The following is a 24,497-nucleotide window of genomic DNA, read 5'->3' on the forward strand; positions in this document are numbered from 1 at the left end:
GGCCGGCAAATAGTGGCACTATACTGGCGTCATAAAACCAACAGGTGATCTGACATGAGCCAGCCTAAACTGCTCGACACTCCGCTTTACGCCCTGCTGCACAAAGATGACGTTGCAGGCTTCAACAAAGAACGTCCACAGGATGGTCTGATCGACATGGTCGGCGGCGATTTTCGTGGCCTCGACCTGCGTGAACTGAACGCCGATAACGTGGATTTCCGCGATGCGTATTTCCGCTCCGCCGATTTGCGTGGCATCGATTTCCGCAAGGCTTCGCTCGAAGGCGCCAGCCTGGCCCATGCACAGATTTCCGGTGCGTACTTTCCGCCGGAGCTGAGTGCCGACGAGATCCTGATGTCAATGAATTTCGGTACACGGTTGCGCTATCGCACTCGCTGATATCCGGAAATCTTCCTGACACCACGCCTTGCCCCTATGGGAGCGAGCCTGCTCGCGACGGCGTAGTGTCAGTCGATATTGATTGTGTCTGATACGCCCTCTTCGCGAGCAGGCTCGCTCCCCCATTGATAATCGTTTACCTCCCTTCCCTCTGCGTTCGCAGGTCCTTTATCCCCCTTTCTTAGAAGCTTTTGCGTCGAATCCGACCAAACAACCACGCTTTTCCTACTGATGGCTACACTGCTGAGAAGCTCGCCCACGCACCATTCGGCCGTCGCAAGGAGGCTTGATGAATGATGAACTGCAACACCTGAAAAATCTTGGCAAGACATCGGCGCAATGGCTGCATGCCGTGGGCATCCACAGCGCCTCGGACTTGCGTCGCCTCGGTGCAGTGGATGCCTACCGGGCCGTGCGTACTCGAGGCTTTCGCGCTTCAAAGGTGTTGTTGTATGCGATCGAAGGGGCGTTGATGGACGTGCACTGGAACGACATCCCTGCCGAGCGCAAGGACGCCTTGAACAAGCAGCTCGAAGCCATTTCCGCGCGCCATAAAAACTGAACAGGCGCTGACGCCATGTATTTGCTGGGGGAACAATCGGCCCACGCCGACGCATTGATCAATCGCTTGCAGAGTCTTCCCGGGCAGTGGCTGCAGGATTTGTCGCCGTGCGCGCCTGTTGTCGAACTGGAGGCCACGGATGATTTGTATACGCAGTTGCCGGACGATCAGCTGTTTTTGCTGAGCGAGGGCGTGGTACATGGCTGCATCGCGGGCCGTGCGCTGTTCTACTGGCAGGAAGGTGATCTGCTCGGTCTGCAACGTGGCGAGCAATGGAGCGACTGCCGCGTATGCAGCGACAGCACTGTGCGCCTGCTGCCCTATGGTCGCGCAGAGGTTTTGCAGCATTTGTATGCCGACCCTGATCGAGCCGAGCAGCTTCTGAGCTATCTGCTCGGGCAAATGGCGCTGCTCGCCCACGCTGTGGCCGAGTTGAAACCCCGGGAGTTCCGCAGCACCAACGGCTTCAAACGGGTCGAGGCCGGCGCCGTGCTGATCCAACAGGGCGATGCAGCGGATCATGTCTTCGTGATCATCGACGGGCACGCCGAGGCATTTGTTGACGGGCACAAGGTCGGTGACGTGCCGAAGGACGAGATTTTCGGCGCCATGGCGTTGTTTACCGGCGAGCCGCGCAACGCTTCGGTGGTGACGTCCGAGCCGAGCACGGTGATGTTGATTCCCGGTGATCAATTTTTGAGCATGACTCGCAGCAATCCGAAGATCGCCCATGGCCTGATTGAGGGTATGGCTCGACGCATCGGACAGTTGAATCGCCAGATCACGCAGTTGACGACGCAGCGCACCTAGCGCATAGCCCTTTATTCACAGGGCCTCACCACCACTCGCAAAACTAAATTACAGATTTGCAAAAACAGCGGTTGACTCGGTAATGAGAATCGCTATGATTATCACAACTGGTCGCGAGATCAGTCGATATTCTGAAAAGCCCTTGGTTCGGACTCTCAGATTATCTCCTCATCAGGCTAATCACGGTTATTTGACCCGGTTTTTTACCGGGTCTTTTTTTGCCTGCCGAAAAGTCATTTGGCGAATTGCTGACGCATCTGCTCGCAGTAATCCGGCTTCGGTGTGGCCGGCGTGTACCAGACGTAATCGGCCATCGCCGGCGTTACCGCAGCGCCCTGCTCGGCCAGCATCAATACGGTCGGCGCCCTGGTGGCGCCCAGATCGAGCAGATGCAGCGGCACGCCGACATCCTTGCGCGCATGCCAGGCACCGGCCAGCAGGATCGAAGGCGTCGCCGCCGCCAGCATGCGTTGGGCCATTCGCCGATCGCGCTGTTGCTGAATCGCCAGCATCGCCGGCATCTGTGATTCGGGCAGCAAGCCGCAGTGAGATTCACTGACTTGTCCAAGCAACGTGTTCTGCACGGACAACGCATTACTGCGAGGACCGTTCAGCGCAGGTGGATTTCGGTAAAACGCGCGGATTTCGCTGTCATCGAGATTGGCCGCCAGCAGCGGATATGGCTGTGTCAGAGCGAAGCGCACGATCGGCCCGTAAAGATTCCAGTCCCAGCCCTCCTGCCAGGCCAATGCCGCAGGCAAATCAGCCGCAACGGAATTCGACTGGCGCAACGCATCGACTTTCGCTTGTTGATCCGGCGTGAGCATTTCCAGCAGCAGACTGCCTTGCGCCCGGCGCTTGCCCAGCGACTGCAACAGCCATAATTGCGCAGCATGATGATCGGCATTGTCGTGCTGCTCACCGATGATCAAACGCTCAGGTTCAGCGAGACGCACCAGCAGTTGCTGCGCGGTGAGCATCTCGCCGCTGCGCAGATCGCGGATATCAGCGCCCACCGGCGGAGCCGCCACGTGCTGACAGCCCGCGAGCAACACCAGCGCCAACAACCACAATCCACGCATGCGACACCTCGATGATGATTCAGCGGGCGATGATCAGCGGATGCCCACGCTCCGGGTGCGGTTGCACCAAAACCTCCAGGCCGAACACCGCTCTGAGCGTATCCGGACGCAGCACCTGCTGCGGGGTATCCAGCGCAACCGGGCGCCCCTCCTCCAGCAACAGCACGCGATCACAATAGCGCGCCGCAAGATTCAGATCATGCAGGATCACCAGCACCGCCGCGCCGCGATCGGCGAACTCGCGCACCGCTTGCAAGGTGGTGTGCTGATGCAGCGGATCGAGCATCGATGTCGGTTCGTCGAGCAACAAGGTTTGCCCGGCCTGACCCGGCCAGAGTTGCGCCAGCACCCGCGCCAGATGCACGCGCTGACGCTCGCCACCTGACAACGCCAGATAGCTGCGCCCACTCAGGTGCCCGGCATCGGCGGCGGCCAGCGCTGCCGCGACGATTTCGTCATCACGTACGCGCCCGGTCTGGTACGGCAAACGGCCCATGCCGACGACCTCTTCGACGGCGAAGGCAAAATCCAGCGTCGACACCTGCGGCAACACCGCCAGTCGTTGTGCCCGCTGTGTTCCGCTCCAATAGCTCAATGCCTGACCATCGAGCGAAACGTTGCCGTCACTGGCGAGCAACTCCCCGCACAAGGCGCCAAGCAACGTGCTTTTCCCGGCGCCGTTCGGCCCCAGCACCCCAAGCACCTCGCCGGGTTCGAGCCCGAGCGTAACACCACTGAGCACAGCTTTGCGGCCACGGCGGACATGCAGATCGTGCGCGGACAACATCAGGCACGCCCTCGCAGCAGCAGATAAAGGAAGAACGGCGCGCCGATAAACGCAGTGACAATGCCGATTGGCAACTCCGCCGGCGCCAGCGCCAGGCGCGCCACCAGATCGGCGAGCAATAACAGGCTCGCACCCGCCAGCACCGAGGCTGGCAATAGCACTTTGTGATCCGGGCCGGCCAGCAGGCGCACCAGATGCGGCACCACCAGCCCGACAAAACCGATCATGCCCGCAGCGGCCACCGCCGCGCCGACACCCAGCGCGGTGCAGAACACCAGTTCGCGCTTGAGCCGTTCGACATCGATGCCCAGATGACCGGCCTCGGATTCACCGAGCAACAAGGCATTCAATGCCTTGGCCCGACGCGGCAGCCACAGCGCCACGCCGATGGTGATGATCAGCAAGGGCCACAGCCGCGCGTAACTGGCGCCGTTGAGGCTGCCCAGGTTCCAGAAGGCCAGGGTGCGCAGCGTCGCGTCATCGGCCAGATAAGTGAACAGACCGACCGCCGAACTGGCCAGCGCCGTCAGCGCGATACCGGCCAGCAACATGGTCGCCACGTGGGTCTGACCGTTGCGCCGGCCCAGCCGATAGACCAGCGCCGTCACCCCGAGACCACCAAGAAACGCACACACCGACAACAGATACGGCCCGAACCACTCCGGCAGGCCGCCGAATAAAGAACCGCCGACAATCGCAATCGCCGCGCCGAGTGCCGCGCCACTGGACACCCCCACCAGTCCCGGGTCCGCCAGCGGATTACGAAACAGACCCTGCATCGCCACGCCGGACAGCGCCAGCACGCCACCGACCGCCAAGCCGAGCAAGGTTCGCGGCAGGCGGATCTGGCCGAGAATCAGCTCGGCCTGCTCCAGACCTTCCGGCGCCAGCGGCACGCCGATCAGACGCAGCGCCGCGCGCAGGGTATCGAACAACGGCAGGCTCACCGGCCCCAATGCCAGCGACAGCCAGATCGCCAGCAGACACAGCAAGGTCAGGCCGATGAACAAGCCACGGGGTTTGACCAGTGTGGTCATTGGCCGCCCTTGGCCGGGTAGAAACCGTCCGTCAGGGTTTGCAAAGCAGCCGGCAACCGTGGCCCGAGACCGCCCACCAGCAGCGTCGGGTCCAGCTCCATCACCCGCCCGCTCTTGGCCGCGCGGCTGGAATTGAGGATGGGGTTTTCCTTGAACAACGCGGCTTTTGCCGCCTCGCCGGTCAACGCTCGGTCAGCGAACACCAGCACTTCGGGATCGAGGCTGGCGAGGGATTCGACAGAAAACGGTTTGTAGCCGGTATGAGTAGCAAGGTTGTGCCCGCCGGCCTGTTGCAGCAGCCAATCGGCGGCAGTGTCCTTGCCGGCGATCAACGGCTTACCGCCGGCGTGCCCGAGCAGCAGCAACACACCGGGGGCTTTCTGTGTGGTTTGCACTTGGGCAACTCGCACTGTCTGCGCCTGGAGCTGCTGTTGATAATTCTCCAGCAACTGCGCAGCCTTCTCTTGCGCACCGAGCAACTGGCCCAGATGAGTGACATTCTTTTCCAGCGTCGGCAGATCAGGCTGGGCTGAAAACGACTCGACCTTTACCTTGGCTGCTTTGACTTGCGCCAGAACCGGCGGCGGCCCCATTTCTTCGGTACCGATCAGAATGTCCGGACGCAGGCTCAAGATGCCTTCGGCCGACAGGCTGCGCTGATAACCAATGCTCGGCAGCGTCTGCAACGATTGGGGATGCTGACTGGTGGTGTCGACCCCTACCAGCTTCGATTCGCCGCCCAGTGCGCTGACCCATTCCGACAGCGCACCGCCGGCGCTGACCCAGCGTTGCGGTAAATCCGCCGCAGCCGCCTGATGGCAGAGCAAAAGGCCGACGCACAGTACGGCAACGCGGGTTTTCAGGCGCATACGCAGCTTCCTTGAACAAGGTTTCCCGGGCATCGGCGCAGCGAGCCAAGTATCCTCGGCAACGGCCAGACTCCCTGTGGGAGAAGGTCGCCATTTGATAATTGTTTGCATTTGAACGTCAAGCTCGGACATATCCAGACACGAGCGGACATTAGAGGATAGCCATGAAGTTTCTCTGCGCCGGCAGCGATCTGGCCGAAGCCGGCAGTCGCGGTTTCGAAATTGAAGGCAAAAAGCTTTTCGCCGTGCGTCGTGGCGGGCAGGTCTATGTCTACTTCAATCGCTGCCCGCATCGCGGCGTCGGGCTGGAATGGCAGCCCGACCAGTTTCTCGACCCCAGCAACAGTCTGATCCAGTGCGCCACCCATGGCGCACTGTTTCTGATCGAGAACGGCGAATGCGTCGCCGGCCCCTGCGCCGGGCAGTCACTCACGGCAATTGAATGCCGGGAAGATACACGAGGCGTGTGGATCGACGTTTAACCGTTGAGCCGCACATCGAGTCGGCGGTCGATGACCATCTCTTCATGGTCCAGGCGCACGCCGTACGCCAACACCTCGACACCGCACGCGACCGCTTCACGCAGCGCCTCGGCGTAAGCCCAATCGATTTCCTCGGCCGGGCGCACGGCATCGATGCCGGAGAGGTTCACGCAGTACAACTGCACCGCCCGAATGCCGTCGCGCGCCAGATGCGCCAGCTCGCGCAGATGTTTGGCGCCGCGCTGGGTCACCGCATCGGGAAACGCCGCCACCGCCGTGCCGTCGAAGCCGAGGGTGACGCTTTTCACTTCGACATACGCCGGGCCGCTGGGGTATTCGAGGCGGAAGTCGATGCGGCTTTTTTCCTGTCCGTAGGCAACCTCACGCTTCAACGCGGTAAAGCCGTTCAACTCGGTAATCACCCCAGCGTGCAAGGCTTCTTCGACCAAACCGTTGGCGCGCCCGGTGTTGACGCAAAACAGCCGGCCCTGCGGGGTTTCGCCAATTTCCCAAGTGCCGGGCAACTTGCGTTTAGGGTCATTGGAGCGACTGAACCAGACCTGCCCGCCCTCGACCTGGCAATTGAGCATCGAGCCGGTATTGGGGCAGTGAATGGTCAGCAACTCGCCGCTAACGGTCTCGATATCGGCGAGAAAACGCTTGTAACGACGAATCAGCCGCGCTTCTTCCAGAGCAGGATAAAAGCGCATCAGCCTTGCCAGCTCTTCAAGCCGCGCGCGATGCGTTCCACGGCTTCCTGTAATCGTGCGAGGTTTTGTGTGTAAGCGAAGCGCACGTGATGACCGGCCTGATAACGACCGAAATCCAGTCCCGGCGTAAAGGCGACGTGCTCGGTTTCGAGGAAATGCCGGCAGAACGCGAAGGCATCACCGCCGAAACGGCTGATATCGGCGTACAGATAAAACGCGCCTTCCGGCTCAACCGCGATGTTGAAACCCAGTTCACGCAGCGCCGGCAGGAGAAAATCGCGACGGCGCGCAAACTCGGCGCGGCGCTCTTCGAGAATCGCAATGGTGGCGGGCTCGAAACAGGCCAGCGCAGCGTATTGCGCCATGCTTGGCGCGCTGATGTAGAGGTTCTGCGCAAGCTTTTCCAATTCGCTGACCGCCGCGTCTGGCGCCACGAGCCAGCCCAGGCGCCAACCGGTCATACCGAAATACTTGGAGAAACTGTTGAGGACAAAAGCGCCGTCATCGACTTCCAGCACACTGGCAGCATCAGTGCCGTAGGTCAGGCCGTGGTAGATCTCATCCACCACCAAGTGCCCGTGCCGGGCCTTGATGGCTGTGGATAATCCGCCCAGTTCATCGCGGGTCAGCAGGGTTCCGGTCGGGTTAGCCGGCGAAGCGACGAGGGCGCCGACACTGTCGTGGTCCCAATGCCGCGCCACCAGATCCGGGGTCAGTTGGTAACGCACCTCCGGCCCGACCGGCACCAGTTGCGCCGCGCCTTCGACCAGCCGCAAGAAATGCCGGTTGCACGGGTAGCCCGGGTCGGCGAGCAGCCAGTGTTTACCCGGATCGACCAACAGGGCACTGGCCAGCAACAACGCGCCGGAGCCGCCCGGCGTGATCAGAATCCGCCGTGGGTCGATATTCAGGCCGTAACGCGATTGGTAGAAACCGGCGATCGCCTCGCGCAGTTCGGGAATGCCACGGGCGGCGGTGTAGCGGGTCTTGCCCGCCGTCAACGCAGCTTGTCCGGCGCGAATGATCGGCTCGGCGGTGGTGAAGTCCGGCTCACCGATTTCCAGATGGATCACGTCGTGGCCTTCGGCCTGCAATTCATTGGCCCGCGCCAGCAGCGCCATCACATGGAACGGTTCGATCGCACGACTGCGCGCACTGTAGGGGGCCATTGGAATGCCTTCGACGGAAAAAAGAGACGATTCTACCTGTCTGCCGGAACGAGCGAGAACCCGTGAAGGTCACAGCCTCAAGAACGCTGGACTGTAACGATCTGAACGTACGCTCCAGGATTGACTAAAATCAGTGATTGAACAGGTCTCCCTTCCCACAGACACGGCTTGTCAGACATCTGCAAGCGCCACCCGCCGGGGGCTCGACATCCGGGAGTAGCGCAGGCTGATTTGATCTGGTAAGTTCGCCCGCTTGCAGCCGCAGGGCCGGCAGGTGTCGGTGATGGAGCAATCCTGCGCAATGGATTACAAGAGTAGAGGCGGTCCATTTCATGCCCACCCAAGCAAAGCAACAGCAGCAAACGTCGATCAGCGGCTTCGAACCTTACGTTCAGAAGGCGGGTGAAGAGTACATGGGCGCTCCGATGCGCGCGCACTTCACCAAGATCCTGAACAAGTGGAAACTGGACTTGATGCAGGAAGTCGACCGTACGGTTGATCACATGAAAGACGAAGCGGCCAACTTCCCTGACCCGGCCGACCGTGCCAGCCAGGAAGAAGAGTTCTCCCTCGAACTGCGCGCCCGCGACCGCGAGCGCAAGCTGATCAAGAAAATCGACAAGACCCTGCAGTTGATCGAAGACGAAGAGTACGGCTGGTGCGATTCCTGCGGCATCGAGATTGGCGTCAAGCGCCTCGAAGCCCGTCCGACCGCGGATCTGTGCATCGACTGCAAGACCCTGGCGGAAATCAAGGAAAAGCAGGTCGGCAAGTAATCTCGGCCTGAACGAAAAACGGAGCGTGTAAACGCTCCGTTTTTGTTTCTGTGTTTTGCCCGCGGAACCTGCGTCTGCCTCTGTGGGAGCGAGCCTGCTCGCGAAAGCGTCCTCTCAGATAACTCTTTCATGACTGACACAGCTTTCGCGAGCAGGCTCGCTCCCACAGAGGTAACCTGCTCAAATCCTGAATAGCCTTTATCGCCTCCATGACTGCCAAATCCCCCGCCTACATCGGCCGCTTCGCCCCTACCCCCAGTGGCCACCTGCACTTCGGTTCGCTGGTCGCTGCGTTGGCGTCTTACCTCGATGCCCGCTCCGTCGGTGGGCGCTGGCTGGTGCGCATGGAAGATCTCGATCCGCCGCGCGAAGAGCCCGGTGCGCAAGCGGCGATTCTCAAGGCGCTGGAAAGCTACGGTTTCGAATGGGACGGCGAAATGGTCCGCCAGAGCGATCGGCACGCGGCTTATGCCGAAGTGCTCGACAGCCTGTTCAACCACGGTCTGGCCTACGCCTGCACCTGCTCGCGCAAACAACTGGAGCCGTATCACGGGATTTATCCGGGGTTTTGCCGCAATGCCGGCCATGATCAGCACGACGCCGCGATCCGCCTGCGCGTGCCTGAGCTGGAATACCACTTCATCGATCGCGTGCAGGGCGAATACCGTCAGCACCTGGGCCGCGACGTCGGCGACTTCGTCATTCGTCGGCGCGATGGTCTCTACGCTTATCAATTGGCGGTGGTGCTCGACGACGCTTGGCAAGGCATTACCGATATTGTGCGCGGCGCCGATCTGCTCGATTCGACGCCGCGTCAGCTGTACCTGCAAGAACTGCTCGGCCTGAAACAGCCGCGCTATCTGCACCTGCCACTGATCACCCAGCCGGACGGCAACAAACTCGGCAAGTCCTATCGTTCGCCGCCGCTTGAGGCTGATCAGGCCACGCCGTTGCTACTGCGGGCCTTGCGCGCGCTGGGGCAGCATCCCGGCACCGAACTGGCTCACGCTTCGCCGCGCGAACTGCTGGCCTGGGGCAGCGCACATTGGGATGCTGCCAAGATCCCGCGCACACTGACCCTGCCCGAAGCGCAACTGCAATGACGACACTTGCAGTCGCGCGCCCATCCGTTACCATCGCCGCACGTTTTCGGGCACGCGCATAAAAAAGAGAGGCCGGGATGTACATCTATCGCTTGGTCCTGCTTTTGGTCGTCGGGATCTACCTGTTCTCCCCCGCCATCATGGATTGGTGGATCGACGCGACGGGCGCCTGGTATCGCCCTTATCTGCTCTGGCTGATCCTGATTGTCGTGACCTTCATCCTGCAGAGCCAAAAAGATGCCGATGAGCTTTAGCCTGACCCAGATGATCCTGATCAGCGCCGCGTACCTGGCGGCGCTGTTCGGCGTTGCCTGGGTCAGCGAACGGGGCATGATCCCGCGCGCGATCATTCGCCACCCGTTGACCTACACCCTGTCGCTGGGGGTTTACGCCAGTGCCTGGGCGTTCTACGGCACGGTGGGCCTGGCCTATCAATACGGTTACGGCTTTCTGTCCAGTTATCTCGGCGTGTCCGGTGCATTCCTGCTGGCGCCGGTGCTGCTTTATCCGATCCTGAAGATCACCCGCACCTATCAACTGTCGTCGCTGGCCGATCTGTTTGCCTTCCGCTTTCGCAGCACCTGGGCCGGCGCGCTGACCACGATTTTCATGCTGATTGGCGTGTTGCCATTGCTTGCCCTGCAGATTCAGGCAGTGGCCGACTCGATCGGCATCCTCACCGGCGAACGTGTGCAGAGCCGCGTGGCGCTGGCGTTCTGTGCGCTGATCATTCTGTTCACGATTTTCTTCGGTTCCCGGCACATCGCCACGCGCGAGAAACATGAAGGGCTGGTGTTCGCGATTGCTTTCGAATCGATCATCAAACTGATCGCTCTCGGCGGCGTTGGCCTGTATGCGCTGTATGGCGTATTCGACGGCCCGCAACAGCTCGAACTGTGGCTGCTGCAAAACCAGACCGCCCTCGCCGCCCTGCACACGCCGTTGCAGGAAGGCCCGTGGCGCACACTGTTGCTGGTGTTCTTCGCCTCGGCGATCGTGATGCCGCACATGTATCACATGACCTTTACGGAAAACCTCAACCCGCGCTCGCTGGTCAGCGCCAGTTGGGGCCTGCCGTTGTTTCTGCTGTTGATGAGTCTTGCCGTACCGCTGATTCTCTGGGCCGGACTGAAACTCGGCGCCACCACCGACCCGGAATATTTCACCCTCGGCATCGGCATTGCCGCCAACAGCAAACCGCTGGCCTTGCTCGCCTACGTCGGTGGCCTGTCCGCCGCCAGTGGCCTGATCATCGTCACCACCCTGGCCTTGTCGGGCATGGCGCTGAACCATCTGGTGCTGCCGCTCTATCAGCCGCCGGCTGAAGGCAACATCTACCGCTGGCTGAAATGGACCCGTCGGGCGCTGATCGTGGCGATCATCATGGCCGGTTTCGGTTTCTACCTGATGCTCGGCGTCGAGCAGGATCTGGCCAACCTCGGCATCGTCGCGTTCGTTGCGACCCTGCAATTTCTGCCCGGGGTGTTGTCGGTGTTGTACTGGCCGACCGCCAACCGCCGCGGTTTCATTGCCGGGCTGCTGGCGGGGATCACGGTCTGGGTGGTGACCATGTTGCTGCCGCTGGTCGGCAATCTGCAGGGTTTCTATATCCCGCTGTTGAACATGATCTACGTGCTCGACGACACCAGTTGGCACATGGCGGCCATCGCCTCCCTGGCGGCCAACGTCCTGATGTTCACTTTGATCTCGCTGTTCACCAACGCCAGCCCGGAAGAAGCCAGCGCCGCCGAAGCCTGCGCCGTGGACAACGTGCGCCGCCCGCAACGCCGCGAACTGCACGCCGCCTCGCCGCAGGAGTTCGCCACGCAGCTGGCCAAGCCGCTGGGTGCCAAGGCTGCGCAGAAAGAAGTCGAGCAAGCGCTGCGCGACTTGTATCTGCCCTTCGATGAACGCCGGCCGTATGCCTTGCGCCGGTTGCGCGACCGCATTGAGGCCAACCTGTCCGGCCTGATGGGCCCGAGCGTTGCGCAGGATATGGTGGAAACCTTCCTGCCCTATAAGGCTGGCGGCGAGAACTACGTCACCGAAGACATTCACTTCATTGAAAGCCGTCTCGAGGATTATCACTCGCGCCTCACCGGCCTGGCCGCCGAGCTCGACGCCCTGCGCCGCTACCACCGCCAGACCTTGCAGGAACTGCCGATGGGCGTCTGCTCGCTGGCCAAGGATCAGGAGATCCTGATGTGGAACAAGGCCATGGAAGAGCTGACCGGCATCGCCGCGCAGCGAGTGGTCGGTTCTCGCTTGAGCACCATCGCCAACCCGTGGAAAGAATTGCTGCAAGGCTTCATCAACCTGCCCGACGAGCATTTGCACAAACAGCATCTGGCCCTCGATGGTCAGACCCGCTGGCTGAATCTGCACAAAGCGGCAATCGACGAGCCGTTGGCACCGGGTAACAGTGGCCTGGTGTTACTGGTCGAGGATTTGACCGAAACGCAGATGCTCGAAGACAAACTGGTGCATTCCGAACGGCTGGCCAGCATCGGTCGTCTCGCAGCGGGTGTGGCCCACGAAATCGGCAACCCGATCACCGGCATCGCCTGCCTGGCGCAGAACCTGCGCGAAGAGCGCGAAGACGACGGCGAGCTGACGGAAATCAGCGGGCAGATTCTCGAGCAGACCAAACGCGTCTCGCGCATCGTCCAGTCGCTGATGAGCTTCGCCCATGCCGGCAGTCATCAGCACAACGACGAACCGGTGTGTCTGGCAGAAGTTGCGCAGGATGCCATCGGCCTGCTGGCGCTGAACCGGCGCAATTTCGAAGTGCAGTTCTACAACCTGTGCGATCCCGATCATTGGGTCGAAGGCGACCCGCAACGGCTTGCCCAGGTGCTGATCAATCTGCTCTCCAACGCCCGCGACGCCTCGCCGCCGCACAGTGCGGTACGGGTCAAGAGCGAAGCCGGCGAACACACGGTCGATCTGATCGTCGAAGACGAAGGCAGCGGTATTCCGTCGAGCATCATGGACCGATTGTTCGAACCTTTCTTCACCACCAAGGATCCGGGTGAAGGCACCGGTCTGGGCCTTGCACTGGTCTATTCCATCGTTGAAGAGCATTATGGACAAATCACCATCGACAGCCCGGCTGATGTACAAAGCCAACGCGGCACCCGTATCCGGGTGACCTTACCGCGTCATGTCGAAGCGACGTCCGCTGTGAACTGAGACCGTCGAGAGTATCGAATCAATGCCGCACATTTTGATCGTCGAAGACGAAACCATTATCCGCTCCGCCTTGCGCCGCCTGCTGGAACGCAACCAGTACCAGGTCAGCGAAGCCGGATCAGTGCAGGAAGCACAAGAACGCTTCACCATTCCTACGTTCGATCTGATCGTCAGCGACCTGCGCCTGCCGGGCGCTCCGGGCACCGAGCTGATCAAGCTCGGGCAAGGCACACCGGTGCTTATCATGACCAGTTACGCCAGCCTGCGCTCGGCGGTCGACTCGATGAAAATGGGCGCGGTCGATTACATCGCCAAGCCGTTCGACCACGATGAAATGCTCCAGGCGGTTGCGCGGATCCTGCGTGATCGTCAGTCGGCGCCAGCTGCCGGCGAAGCCACGGCGAGCAAGCCTGCCGCCGGCAATGGCAAAGCCGCTGTGGATAACAGCAATGGCGAAATCGGCATCATCGGCTCCTGCCCGCCGATGCAGGACCTGTACAGCAAGATCCGCAAAGTCGCGCCAACCGATTCCAATGTATTGATTCAGGGTGAGTCCGGCACCGGTAAAGAACTGGTGGCCCGCGCCCTGCACAATCTGTCGAAACGCGCCAAGGCGCCGATGATCTCGGTGAACTGCGCGGCGATTCCGGAAAGCCTGATCGAGTCCGAACTGTTCGGCCACGAGAAAGGCGCGTTCACCGGCGCCAGCGCCGGTCGCGCCGGTCTGGTCGAAGCGGCGGACGGCGGCACCCTGTTCCTCGATGAGATCGGCGAACTGCCCCTCGAAGCCCAGGCTCGCTTGCTGCGGGTTCTGCAGGAGGGCGAGATCCGCCGCGTAGGTTCGGTGCAGTCGCAGAAAGTCGATGTGCGCCTGATCGCTGCAACGCACCGCGATCTGAAGAGCCTGGCGAAAATCGGCCAGTTCCGTGAAGACCTTTATTACCGTCTGCACGTGATTGCCCTGAAGCTGCCGCCGCTGCGCGAGCGTGGCGCCGACGTCAACGAAATCGCCAATGCCTTCCTCGCTCGCCAGAGCGCGCGGATCAATCGCACCGACCTGAAATTCGCTGCCGACGCTGAACAGGCGATCCGGCACTATTCGTGGCCCGGTAACGTGCGTGAGCTGGAGAACGCTGTCGAGCGCGCGGTGATTCTCAGCGAAAGCCCGGAGATTTCGGCCGACCTGCTGGGCATCGACATCGAGCTGAGCGATCTGGAAGACGACGAGTTCATCGGTCTGCCGCCGCAAACCGGCGGTAACGCCAGCAACAGCAGCCATGAGCCGACCGAGGATCTGTCGCTGGAAGACTATTTCCAGCACTTCGTCCTCGAGCATCAGGACCACATGACCGAGACCGAACTGGCACGCAAACTGGGCGTCAGCCGCAAATGCCTGTGGGAACGCCGCCAGCGTCTGGGCATTCCAAGACGCAAGACCGGGGTCGCCAGCGAAAGCTGAGCGTTACCCACCGCGTGCGCGGGTAACGCATGACAATGTGAAAAAACTGTTACCGCAGTCGATTCACGTAACAGAAGCCGGGGTTATCGGTAACGCAACCCCGGCTTTTTTTCGCCCCTGCAAAACGGTTATATCGACCTAACCCCTTGTTTTACTGGGCTTGGCGAAAGTTGGCACGCACCCTGCTATATGTTTGGTACAAGAACAATAACAAGCAATGCACAAGACAATAAAAATAAGACGAATCGACTCACGCACAATAAAAACAAGACGGCGAGAGGCGCAGCTAACTGATTCTTTTGGAGAGGCGTTGTATTTGGGGCTTGCCCCACGACCAGGCCGAGAACAACAAAAACTGTCCTAAGACAGAGCCTGTACTGGTTGGATCGACAGATCACTGCAATTCAGCGACCAAAGCAATCCGTTTGCTCTTGGCTCCCGATTGGGAGGGTCACGAAGGAAACACTTCGTGGCGAGGGCACTCAACAAAAACAAGAAGCCCGAATCAATAATAAAAAGAGCACGCAACTACTTCTTGGGGAGCTTCGGCTCCCCTTGTAGTTTCTCCCCTCCGTGAAATTCCCCTGCTTTCCCGCGTTCGACCCTTGAAGCTTGCGGCTTGCAGCTCATATCTGCTGCGTCCTACACCATCCCCCGACTAAATGCTAGAATCTGCGCCCATCATGCGGTCATTCTTTTGGTATGGCCGAACATTCCTTCAAACAGTGCATCCCATGCTGAAGAAGCTGTTCCAGTCATTCCGAACTCCCGTGCGTCGTACGCAACACATCCGCAGCACCCCTGAAGTGCTCAACAGCGGCCAACATTCGCTGCAGAAAACGCAGTTCAGCCGCTATGCGGTGAATATCGTCGAACGCCTGCAAGGTGCCGGTTACCAGGCTTATCTGGTCGGTGGTTGCGTGCGTGACATGCTGTTGGGCATCACGCCCAAGGATTTCGACGTCGCCACCAGCGCCACCCCAGAGCAGGTCCGGGCCGAATTCCGCAATGCGCGGATCATCGGTCGCCGGTTCAAACTGGTGCACATCCATTTCGGTCGCGAAATCATTGAAGTCGCGACCTTCCGCGCCAATCACCCGGTCAACGAAGACGAGGAAGACAGCAACCAGTCTTCGCGCAACGAGAGCGGGCGGATTCTGCGCGACAACGTCTACGGCACCCTGGAAGAAGACGCGCAACGCCGCGACTTCACCATCAATGCTCTGTATTACGATCCGGTCAGCGAGCGCATTCTCGATTATGCCAATGGCGTGCACGACATCCGCAATCACCTGATCCGCCTGATCGGCGACCCGAAGCAGCGTTACCAGGAAGACCCGGTGCGCATGCTGCGGGCCGTGCGTTTCGCCGCCAAGCTCAACTTCGGCATCGAGAAGCACACCGTGCAGCCGATCCGTGAGCTGGCGCCGATGCTGCGCGAGATTCCGTCGGCGCGGCTGTTCGAAGAAGTGCTCAAGCTGTTCCTCTCCGGGCACGGCGCGATCACCTTTGAAATGCTGGTTGATCTGCAACTGTTCGCCCCGCTGTTCCCGGCCAGTGCCGAGGCGCTGGAATACAACCCGGAATACACCCATACGCTGATCAGCGAAGCACTGACCAACACCGACCTGCGCATCAAGCAGAACAAACCGGTGACCCCGGCGTTCCTCTTTGCCGCCCTGCTCTGGCCTGCGCTGCCGGCGCGAGTGTTGCGTCTGCAGGAACGTGGCATGCCGCCGATTCCGGCGATGCAGGAAGCCGCTCATGAGCTGATCGCCGAACAGTGCCAGCGCATCGCGATTCCGAAGCGCTTCACCATGCCGATCCGCGAAATCTGGGACATGCAGGAACGCCTGCCACGGCGCAGTGGCAAACGCGCCGATCTGTTACTGGACAACCCGCGCTTCCGTGCCGGTTACGATTTCCTCCTGCTGCGTGAAAGCGCCGGCGAGGAGACCGATGGCCTCGGCGAGTGGTGGACCGATTATCAGGACGCCAATGACAGCGAGCGTCGCGACATGATCCGCGACCTCAGCGGCAAGGGCGACGATGCCAGCGGCGCACCGCGCAAACGTCGCCGCAGCGGCGGTTCCAAGCGCAAGCGCGCCGGTGCTTCGAGCGCGACGGGCGAGTAAGCGATGGAACGCATCTACATCGGCCTGGGCAGCAACCTCGCTGACCCGGCCGACCAGTTGCGCAGCGCCATTGCGGCGCTGGGGCAATTGCCGCAGACGAGTCTTGCCGGCGTTTCAGCCTTTTATCAAAGTGATTCGCTGCTGCCGGGCCAGCCGCGTTACACCAACGCCGTCGCCGCGATTGACAGTTCGCTCGCACCGATCGAGCTGCTCGACGCCTTGCAAGCGATCGAAAACGCTCAGGGCCGCGAGCGCCTTGAGCGCTGGGGGCCTCGCACGCTGGATCTGGATATTCTGCTGTTCGGCGATCGCCTGATCGATGAGCCACGGCTGAAGGTCCCGCATTACCAGATTCAGGAGCGGGCGTTCGTTCTTTATCCCCTCGCTGAACTGGCACCGCAGGATCTGCGTCTCGCCGATGGCCGCACGCTGACAGACCTGCTGGCCGCCTGCCCGTTCGTCGGCCTCGAGCGCCTCCCCCAGCCCTGACAAAAATCTTCTGTGAAATGTGGTTATGTGGCGAGGGGATTTATCCCCGCTGGACTGCGAAGCAGGCCCAAATCTGACCAAGCCGTATACAAACATGGGGCCGCTCCGCGACCCAACGGGGATAAATCCCCTCGCCACAGGTCACCTGCCAATCTCCAGTTTTTGTCAGACAAAAATCCCCCGAATCAGGCCCGCCGCGCCGCTGAATCGCATCAGTAACGCCGGTAACACCGCCCGCGTAACAAGGCGGTAACACACGCAATTGACTTCCTGTTGGCTCATCACGACTATAGGCGTCCCGCTGCCGCCAACCCGGCATGAACGGGCGCAATCCAGGCCTTTCAAAGCACGACACAAGACCGTGCGCCTGAGTAGATGAAGAATCACGCGCGTGACTCGCAGCAGTTTCCAGAGCGCCTGAACGAGGATTTTTTACATGCCAGCCATCACCCTGACCACGCTCCAGAGCCTCAAGCAGAAAGGTGAAAAAATCACCATGCTGACCTGCTATGACGCGACCTTCGCCCATGCCTGCAATGAGGCCGGTGTCGAAGTGCTGCTGGTCGGCGACTCCCTCGGCATGGTCCTGCAGGGGCACGACAGCACCCTGCCAGTGACCACGGCGGAAATGGCCTATCACGTCGCCAGCGTCAAGCGTGGCAATGGCGATGCCCTGATCCTCGCCGACCTGCCGTTCATGGCCAACGCCACCCTCGAACAGACCATGAACAACAGCGCCATGCTGATGCAGGCCGGCGCGCACATGGTCAAGGTTGAAGGCCAGCTGTGGCTGGCGGAGTCGATCCGCCTGCTCGCCGAGCGCGGTGTGCCGGTGTGCGCGCACATGGGCCTGACCCCGCAAGCGGTGAACATTCTCGGTGGCTATAAAGTGCAGGGCCGCAATGAGAACCAGGCGCGGCAGATGCGTGCCGATGCGATCGCGCTGGAGCAGGCCGGTGCGGCCATGCTCTTGCTTGAGTGCGTGCCGAGCGAACTGGCGGCAGAAATCAGCCAGGCCGTGGGCATTCCGGTGATCGGTATCGGTGCCGGCAACGCCACCGACGGCCAGGTGCTGGTATTGCACGACATGCTCGGCCTGTCGATCACCGGCCGCGTACCCAAATTCGTCAAGAACTTCATGCAAGGTCAGGACAGCATCCAGGCCGCGCTGAAGGCTTACGTCAGTGAAGTCAAAGCCACCACGTTTCCCGGCATCGAACACGGATTCTCTGCATGAACACCGTCAAAACCGTACGCGAACTGCGTGCCGCCGTCGCTCGCGCGCGCAGTGAAGGCAAGCGCATCGGCTTCGTGCCGACCATGGGGAACCTGCACAGCGGCCACGTCGCATTGATCACCAAGGCCACGCAGCGAGTCGATTTCGTCGTCGCGAGTATTTTCGTCAACCCGCTGCAGTTCGGCGCCGGCGAAGACCTCGACAAATACCCGCGCACCCTCGCCGCCGATCAGGAAAAGCTCCTCGAAGCCGGTTGCGACCTGCTGTTCGCGCCGACGGTTGAAGAGATGTACCCGGACGGCATGGCCGGCCAAACCAGGGTCAGCGTGCCGCAATTGTCCGAAGGCCTGTGTGGTGCCAGCCGTCCGGGGCACTTCGAAGGTGTGGCGACCGTAGTCAGCAAGCTGTTCAACATGGTCCAGCCGGATCTGGCGATCTTCGGCCAGAAGGATTACCAGCAACTGGCGGTGATCCGCGCACTGGTGCACGACCTGAACATGCCGATCCAGATCATCGGCGAGCCGACCGTGCGTGCTGCGGATGGTCTGGCGCTGTCGTCGCGCAACGGCTTCCTCAATGAAGACCAGCGCGCCGTGGCGCCGGTGGTCTACCGCGTGCTGAGCAGCATCGCCGAAGCGATCAAGCAAGGTGAGCGTGATTACCCGGCGCTGATCGCTGCGCAGTTGCAGGTGCTGGAATCAGCGGGGCTGCGTCCGGATTATCTGGAAATCCGTCATGGCCTGACCTTGCGTCCGGCGACGGCGGAGGATCGCGATCTGGTGATTCTGGTAGCGGCGTTCCTCGGCACCACGCGGTTGATCGACAACCTGCACCTGAATCTCGATAGCCAGATTTAAGCAGCAACGAATTTCCCTGTGGGAGCGAGCCTGCTCGCGAAGGCGGTGTATCAGCGACTTATAAGTTGCCTGACACCACGCCTTCGCGAGCAGGCTCGCTCCCACATGTGTTTCCGGTGCATGCCGGTTGGGCGAAAGTCTTCCGGGCACCTCCGTTTGTCGGCCAGATTCCTCTGCGGATGTTAAAAAAGTACAGGGATCTGGTCAGACAAAGTCAAGACAGAACGCAGCGCGAGGTTTACTGTATTCGCCCTGTGTCCAGATCTCGTGTCGACGCAGTTGATCCCATGCGCTAAAACCCGTGGTTGATCTGTACCGTGTTCAAAAGGCCGTTCAAGTAAAAAGGAAAACCGCAGCGATGGCGTACTACCGCACTCCTCACGACGTTACCGCTCTGCCCGCCTGGCAAGCGTTGAAAGACCACCGCCAAGCCATGCAGGATTTCAGCATGCGCGAAGCCTTCAACGCCGATCCGCAGCGTTTCAATCAGTTCACCCTCAGCAGCTGCGGTCTGTTTCTCGATTATTCGAAGAATTTGATCAACGCCGAGACCCGCAACCTGCTCGTGGGCCTGGCCAATGAAGTCGATCTGAAGGGCGCGATCAAAGCGCTGTTCGACGGCGAAATCGTCAATGCCTCCGAAGGCCGCCCGGCACTGCACACCGCCCTGCGCCGCCCGGTCGGCGACAAATTGTCGGTCAACGGCGTCAACGTGATGCCGGAAGTGCACAAGGTGCTGAACCAGATCACCGATCTGGTTGGCCGAATTCATGATGGCTTGTGGCGCGGTTACACCGAGAAGCCGATCACCGACGTGGTCAACATTGGCATCGGCGGCTCGTTCCTCGGCCCTGAGCTGGTCTCCGAAGCGCTGCTGTCCTACGCGCAGAAAGGCGTACGTTGCCACTATCTGGCAAACATCGACGGCAGCGAATTCCATGAGCTGACGCAGAAACTGCGCGCCGAGACCACGCTGTTCATCGTTTCGTCGAAGTCGTTCAACACCCTCGAAACCCTGAAGAACGCGCAGGCCGCACGCGCCTGGTACCTGGCGCAGGGCGGCTCGGAAGCCGAGCTGTATCGCCACTTCATCGCCGTATCGAGCAACAACGCCGCAGCGGTGGCCTTCGGTATCCGCGAAGAAAACATCTTCCCGATGTGGGACTGGGTCGGCGGGCGTTATTCGCTGTGGTCGGCGATCGGTTTGCCGATCGCCCTGGCCATCGGCATGTCCAACTTCAAGGAATTGCTGTCCGGTGCCTACACCATGGACCAGCATTTCCAGACCGCGCCGTTCGAACAGAACATGCCGGTGCTGCTGGCCCTGCTCGGCGTGTGGTACGGCAACTTCTGGGGTGCGCAGAGCCACGCGATCCTGCCGTACGACCACTACCTGCGCAACATCACCAAGCACTTGCAACAGCTGGACATGGAGTCCAATGGCAAGAGCGTGCGTCAGGACGGCACCTCGGTGTCGACCGATACCGGCCCGGTGATCTGGGGCGGCGTCGGCTGCAACGGTCAGCACGCTTATCACCAGTTGCTGCACCAGGGCACCCAACTGATCCCGGCCGACTTCATTGTGCCGATCGTCAGCTTCAACCCGGTTTCCGATCATCACCAGTGGCTGTACGCCAACTGCCTGTCGCAGAGCCAGGCGCTGATGCTCGGCAAGACCCTGCCGGAAGCCGAAGCCGAACTGCGCGACAAAGGCATGGGCGAAGACGACGTGCGCAAACTGGCGCCGCACAAGGTGATCCCGGGCAATCGCCCGAGCAACACCTTGGTAGTCGAACGCATCAGCCCGCGTCGCCTCGGCGCCCTGGTTGCGATGTACGAGCACAAAGTGTTCGTGCAAAGCGTGGTCTGGGGCATCAACGCCTTCGACCAGTGGGGTGTGGAACTGGGCAAGGAATTGGGCAAAGGCGTCTACAACCGCCTGGTCGGCAGCGACGAGACCGTGGCTGACGATGCCTCGACTCAAGGCCTGATCAACTACTTCCGCGGGCGCCATCGCGGCTGATAAAAGCCTTCGGGCACAACGCTGTTCCCCTGTGGGAGCGAGCCTTCTCGCGAAAGCGGTTCGTCATTCAACACCTTCGTTGACTGACATTCCGCCTTCGCGAGCAGGCTCGCTCCCACAGTTGTTTTGGCACATGACTTGAACCTGTGCAGCGCTCGGCGCATCTTTATTCGTGTCGCACCACAAGAATAAGGAACCGTCATGTTCGATATCAGCACGTTCCCCAAAGCCGATGCCGTGCGCCAGGCCGCTCAGTTGAGCCAGGACGAGTATCGGCGCCTGTACCGCGAATCGATTGAACACCCCAGCGCCTTCTGGGCCGAGCAGGCCACGCGCTTCCTCGATTGGAGCACGCCGTGGCAGACCGTTCAGCGCTATGACCTGAAGACCGGTGAAGCGGCCTGGTTTGCCGGCGGCAAGCTCAACGTCAGCTACAACTGCATCGACCGTCACCTCAAGCAACGCGGCGAACAGACCGCCCTGCTCTGGGAAGGCGACGATCCTGCCGAATCGGCGCAGATCACTTACAACAAACTCCATCACCACGTCTGCCGTTTGGCCAACGTGCTGAAAAGCCGTGGCGTGAAGAAAGGCGACAGGGTGTGCATCTACATGCCGATGATCCCCGAAGCCGCCTACGCCATGCTCGCCTGCGCGCGAATCGGCGCGATTCATTCGGTGGTGTTCGGCGGATTTTCCCCGGATTCCCTGCGTGATCGAATTCTCGACGCCGACTGCCGTACCGTGATCACCGCCGATGAGGGCGTACGTGGCGGCCGCTTCGTGCCACTGAAAAACAACGTCGACAAAGCCCTGCAAAGCTGCCCGAACGTCAGCACTGTGGTGGTCGTCGAGCGCACTCAGGGCCAAGTCGATTGGGTCGAAGGCCGTGACCTTTGGTATCACCAGGCCGTGCGCGAGGTCAGCGACGACTGCCCGCCGGAACCGATGGACGCCGAAGATCCGCTGTTCATCCTCTACACCTCCGGCAGCACCGGCAAACCCAAAGGCGTGCTGCACACTACCGGCGGCTATCTGCTGCAAGCGGCGATGACCTTCACATATGTGCTCGACTACCGCGACGGCGAAGTGTTCTGGTGCACCGCCGACGTCGGCTGGGTCACCGGCCACAGTTACATCGTCTACGGGCCGCTGGCCAACGGTGCGACCACACTGATGTTCGAAGGCGTGCCGAGCTACCCGAGCAGTTCGCGCTTCTGGCAGGTCATCGACAAGCACAAGGTCAACATTTTCTACACAGCACCCACCGCCCTGCGCGCGCTGATGCGCGAAGGCGCCGGACCATTGAAGGAAACTTCACGCGCCAGCCTCAGATTGCTCGGCAGCGTCGGTGAGCCGATCAACCCGGAAGCGTGGGAATGGTATTTCAATGCTGTCGGTGAACAGCGCTGCCCGATCGTCGACACCTGGTGGCAGACCGAAACCGGCGGCATCATGCTCAGCCCGCTGGTCAGCGCCCAACGGATCAAACCCGGCTGCGCGACGCAACCGATGTTCGGCGTGCAACCGGTATTGCTTGACGAAGCCGGCAAGGAAATCAAAGGCGCCGGCAGCGGCGTGCTGGCGATCAAATCCAGCTGGCCGGCGCAGATTCGCAGCGTCTACGGCGATCCGCAGCGGATGATCGACACCTACTTCAAACCCTACCCCGGCTATTACTTCACTGGCGACGGCGCCCGCCGTGACGAGGACGGCGATTACTGGATTACCGGACGCATCGACGATGTGATCAACGTCTCCGGCCACCGCATCGGCACCGCCGAAGTGGAGAGCGCCCTGGTGCTGCACGACAGCATCGCCGAAGCCGCCGTGGTCGGTTATCCCCACGACGTCAAAGGCCAGGGCATCTACGCATTCGTGACGCCAATGAACGGCACCGAGGCCAACGAAGAGCTGAAGAAAGACCTGCTGGCGCATGTCAGCAAGGAGATCGGCAGCTTCGCCAAACCTGACCTGATCCAGTGGGCGCCGGCATTGCCGAAGACCCGTTCGGGCAAGATCATGCGGCGGATTCTGCGCAAGATTGCCTGCAATGAGCTCGACAGCCTTGGCGATACTTCGACCCTGGCAGATCCGAGTGTGGTGCAGGACCTCGTTGATAAACGTTTGAATCAATAGCTTCGCGAGCAGGCTCGCTGCCACAGGTGATCGCATTGCACATGTGGCAGCGAGCTCGCTCGCGAAGGGCCATCACGCGATCCCCCGGCAAACTGTTAAACTCCCGCGCCCCAATTCCCCTCAGCAAGGCGCCCGCATGTCTTCCTTGAATCAGGCGCTGCGCGCCGCCCTCGATCAACGCCAGGACCTGCTCGCTGCGCTGCACAGCCAGGGCACCGATTGCTATCGGCTGTTCCACGGCAGCCAGGAAGGCGCCGGCGGCCTGACCATCGACCGCTACGGCCCGCAATTGCTGGTGCAGAGTTTTCACCAGACGCTCGAACGTGATGAACTGTTGCAACTGCACGCCATGGTCAACCAGACCCTGGGCTTCGACAGCCTGCTGGTCTACAACGACCGCTCCCGTGGCAATTCACGGATCGATCGCGAGGACAGCGTCTATAAAGCCGACGACGCCGCACTGGCGGATCTGGTCGGGCGTGAATGGGGCCTGAACTACCGCGTGCGCGGGCGTCATGCCGGGCAGGATCCGCTGCTGTTCCTCGACCTGCGCAACACCCGTGGCTGGGTCAAGGATCATGCGCAAGGCAAAAGCGTGCTCAACCTGTTCGCTTACACCTGTGGTGTTGGTCTCAGTGCTGCGGCAGGCGGTGCGCGCGAGGTGTGCAACCTGGACTTTGCCGAGGGCAATCTGGCGGTCGGTCGGGAGAATGGTTTGCTCAACCCGCAACTGCCGGAGATGCAATTCATTCAGTCCGATTACTTCCCGGCGATCCGCCAGCTCGCTGGCCTGCCGATCAGCGTGCGGCGCGGGCAGAAGCTGCCGAGCTATCAGCGCCTCGAACAGCGCCAATACGATCTGGTCCTGCTCGACCCGCCGGCGTGGGCCAAAAGTGCGTTCGGCACCGTCGATCTGCTGCGCGATTATCAGAGCCTGCTCAAACCCGCGCTGCTGACCACCGCTGACAACGGCGTACTGATCTGCTGCAACAACCTGGCGAAAGTCAGCATGGACGACTGGCGCGAACAAGTGCTGCGCTGCGCCGAAAAGGCCGGCCGCCCGGTGCGCGAATGGAGCGTGATGACCCCGGGTGCGGACTTCCCCTCGCGGGACCAGCAGCCACCGTTGAAGACACTGATTTTGCAGCTCTAATCCCTCAAGCATGAGCGATTACATTCC

22 protein-coding genes are annotated in these 24,497 nt (G+C 61.0%); 16 read left to right on the forward strand and 6 right to left on the reverse strand.

Annotation, left to right across the window (positions count from 1 at the left end; all coding sequences use genetic code 11):
* The first annotated feature begins 54 nt into the window (after window positions 1–54).
* The 3 genes from AC0Z5Z_RS14305 to AC0Z5Z_RS14315 all read left to right on the forward strand — a co-directional run bounded on the left by AC0Z5Z_RS14305 (window position 55) and on the right by AC0Z5Z_RS14315 (window position 1,771).
* Entirely contained in the window at window positions 55–399 is a 345-nt protein-coding gene (locus tag AC0Z5Z_RS14305; protein WP_041477841.1) for a pentapeptide repeat-containing protein, read from the forward strand.
* Between the two features lie 289 nt (window positions 400–688).
* A complete protein-coding gene (locus tag AC0Z5Z_RS14310; RefSeq protein ID WP_016773175.1) occupies window positions 689–961 on the forward strand; it encodes a TfoX/Sxy family protein in 273 nt (90 codons plus the stop codon).
* Window positions 962–976: 15 nt separating this feature from the next.
* Window positions 977–1,771 carry a Crp/Fnr family transcriptional regulator gene (locus tag AC0Z5Z_RS14315; protein WP_150742228.1) on the forward strand — a complete coding sequence of 265 codons (795 nt, stop codon included), beginning with the start codon at window positions 977–979 and terminating at the stop codon, window positions 1,769–1,771.
* A gap of 233 nt (window positions 1,772–2,004) precedes the next feature.
* Here the strand turns inward: AC0Z5Z_RS14315 and AC0Z5Z_RS14320 are convergent, their stop codons facing one another.
* Genes AC0Z5Z_RS14320 through AC0Z5Z_RS14335 form a run of 4 tightly spaced genes read right to left on the reverse strand, consistent with a single transcriptional unit; the run spans window position 2,005 to window position 5,546 of the window.
* The gene (locus AC0Z5Z_RS14320; RefSeq protein WP_485611233.1) at window positions 2,005–2,853 is read right to left on the reverse strand and encodes a ChaN family lipoprotein; all 849 of its coding nucleotides are present in this window, start codon (window positions 2,851–2,853) and stop codon (window positions 2,005–2,007) included.
* Window positions 2,854–2,872: 19 nt separating this feature from the next.
* A complete protein-coding gene (locus AC0Z5Z_RS14325; RefSeq protein ID WP_095181819.1) occupies window positions 2,873–3,640 on the reverse strand; it encodes a heme ABC transporter ATP-binding protein in 768 nt (255 codons plus the stop codon).
* The gene (locus AC0Z5Z_RS14330) at window positions 3,640–4,623 is read right to left on the reverse strand and encodes a FecCD family ABC transporter permease (protein ID WP_485611288.1); all 984 of its coding nucleotides are present in this window, start codon (window positions 4,621–4,623) and stop codon (window positions 3,640–3,642) included. Before AC0Z5Z_RS14330 ends, AC0Z5Z_RS14325 begins: the two co-directional genes overlap by 1 nt.
* Window positions 4,624–4,673: 50 nt before the next feature.
* Complete coding sequence (locus AC0Z5Z_RS14335; RefSeq protein ID WP_485611234.1) at window positions 4,674–5,546, reverse strand: heme/hemin ABC transporter substrate-binding protein; 873 nt, start codon at window positions 5,544–5,546, stop codon at window positions 4,674–4,676.
* 164 nt (window positions 5,547–5,710) lie between these two features.
* Here AC0Z5Z_RS14335 and AC0Z5Z_RS14340 point away from each other — a divergent pair, with 164 nt between their 5' ends.
* On the forward strand, window positions 5,711–6,028 hold the full coding sequence (locus AC0Z5Z_RS14340) for a Rieske (2Fe-2S) protein (RefSeq protein WP_305381540.1): 318 nt from the start codon (window positions 5,711–5,713) through the stop codon (window positions 6,026–6,028).
* Here the strand turns inward: AC0Z5Z_RS14340 and sfsA are convergent.
* Together sfsA and AC0Z5Z_RS14350 are read right to left on the reverse strand one after the other, a co-directional pair.
* A complete protein-coding gene (sfsA, locus tag AC0Z5Z_RS14345; RefSeq protein WP_150638526.1) occupies window positions 6,025–6,738 on the reverse strand; it encodes a DNA/RNA nuclease SfsA in 714 nt (237 codons plus the stop codon). The genes AC0Z5Z_RS14340 and sfsA overlap by 4 nt on opposite strands.
* Window positions 6,738–7,907, reverse strand: a complete 1,170-nt coding sequence (locus AC0Z5Z_RS14350; RefSeq protein WP_056790414.1) for a pyridoxal phosphate-dependent aminotransferase — start codon at window positions 7,905–7,907, stop codon at window positions 6,738–6,740. Before AC0Z5Z_RS14350 ends, sfsA begins: the two co-directional genes overlap by 1 nt.
* Before the next feature lie 332 nt (window positions 7,908–8,239).
* Here AC0Z5Z_RS14350 and dksA point away from each other — a divergent pair, with 332 nt between their 5' ends.
* The 12 genes from dksA (at window position 8,240) to AC0Z5Z_RS14410 (ending at window position 24,470) form a co-directional block, all read left to right on the forward strand.
* On the forward strand, window positions 8,240–8,683 hold the full coding sequence (gene dksA / locus AC0Z5Z_RS14355) for an RNA polymerase-binding protein DksA (RefSeq protein WP_485611235.1): 444 nt from the start codon (window positions 8,240–8,242) through the stop codon (window positions 8,681–8,683).
* Window positions 8,684–8,892: 209 nt separating this feature from the next.
* Complete coding sequence (gene gluQRS / locus AC0Z5Z_RS14360) at window positions 8,893–9,786, forward strand: tRNA glutamyl-Q(34) synthetase GluQRS (RefSeq protein WP_252886811.1); 894 nt, start codon at window positions 8,893–8,895, stop codon at window positions 9,784–9,786.
* 77 nt (window positions 9,787–9,863) lie between these two features.
* Complete coding sequence (locus AC0Z5Z_RS14365; protein ID WP_003176118.1) at window positions 9,864–10,040, forward strand: hypothetical protein; 177 nt, start codon at window positions 9,864–9,866, stop codon at window positions 10,038–10,040.
* Window positions 10,024–12,978, forward strand: a complete 2,955-nt coding sequence (locus tag AC0Z5Z_RS14370) for a sensor histidine kinase (protein WP_024014332.1) — start codon at window positions 10,024–10,026, stop codon at window positions 12,976–12,978. The genes AC0Z5Z_RS14365 and AC0Z5Z_RS14370 overlap by 17 nt, the downstream gene beginning before the upstream one ends.
* Before the next feature lie 22 nt (window positions 12,979–13,000).
* Window positions 13,001–14,437 (forward strand): sigma-54-dependent transcriptional regulator, encoded by a 1,437-nt coding sequence (locus AC0Z5Z_RS14375; protein WP_039761623.1) that lies wholly within the window; start codon window positions 13,001–13,003, stop codon window positions 14,435–14,437.
* 734 nt (window positions 14,438–15,171) lie between these two features.
* On the forward strand, window positions 15,172–16,572 hold the full coding sequence (locus tag AC0Z5Z_RS14380) for a polynucleotide adenylyltransferase PcnB (RefSeq protein WP_039761624.1): 1,401 nt from the start codon (window positions 15,172–15,174) through the stop codon (window positions 16,570–16,572).
* A 3-nt stretch (window positions 16,573–16,575) separates the two neighbouring features.
* The gene (folK, locus tag AC0Z5Z_RS14385) at window positions 16,576–17,061 is read left to right on the forward strand and encodes a 2-amino-4-hydroxy-6-hydroxymethyldihydropteridine diphosphokinase (RefSeq protein WP_485611236.1); all 486 of its coding nucleotides are present in this window, start codon (window positions 16,576–16,578) and stop codon (window positions 17,059–17,061) included.
* A 436-nt stretch (window positions 17,062–17,497) separates the two neighbouring features.
* Window positions 17,498–18,298, forward strand: a complete 801-nt coding sequence (gene panB, locus AC0Z5Z_RS14390) for a 3-methyl-2-oxobutanoate hydroxymethyltransferase (RefSeq protein WP_041477826.1) — start codon at window positions 17,498–17,500, stop codon at window positions 18,296–18,298.
* Window positions 18,295–19,155: a pantoate--beta-alanine ligase gene (panC, locus tag AC0Z5Z_RS14395; RefSeq protein WP_310220211.1), complete on the forward strand. Its 861-nt coding sequence runs from the start codon at window positions 18,295–18,297 to the stop codon at window positions 19,153–19,155. The genes panB and panC overlap by 4 nt, the downstream gene beginning before the upstream one ends.
* Before the next feature lie 358 nt (window positions 19,156–19,513).
* Window positions 19,514–21,178, forward strand: a complete 1,665-nt coding sequence (gene pgi, locus AC0Z5Z_RS14400; RefSeq protein ID WP_016773160.1) for a glucose-6-phosphate isomerase — start codon at window positions 19,514–19,516, stop codon at window positions 21,176–21,178.
* A 201-nt stretch (window positions 21,179–21,379) separates the two neighbouring features.
* Entirely contained in the window at window positions 21,380–23,317 is a 1,938-nt protein-coding gene (gene acs / locus AC0Z5Z_RS14405) for an acetate--CoA ligase (RefSeq protein ID WP_305381543.1), read from the forward strand.
* Window positions 23,318–23,453: 136 nt separating this feature from the next.
* Complete coding sequence (locus AC0Z5Z_RS14410; RefSeq protein WP_485611237.1) at window positions 23,454–24,470, forward strand: class I SAM-dependent rRNA methyltransferase; 1,017 nt, start codon at window positions 23,454–23,456, stop codon at window positions 24,468–24,470.
* Window positions 24,471–24,497 lie beyond the last annotated feature (27 nt).

It is taken from the genome of Pseudomonas sp. 1L-E-NC-VB-C3, from assembly GCF_057291535.1.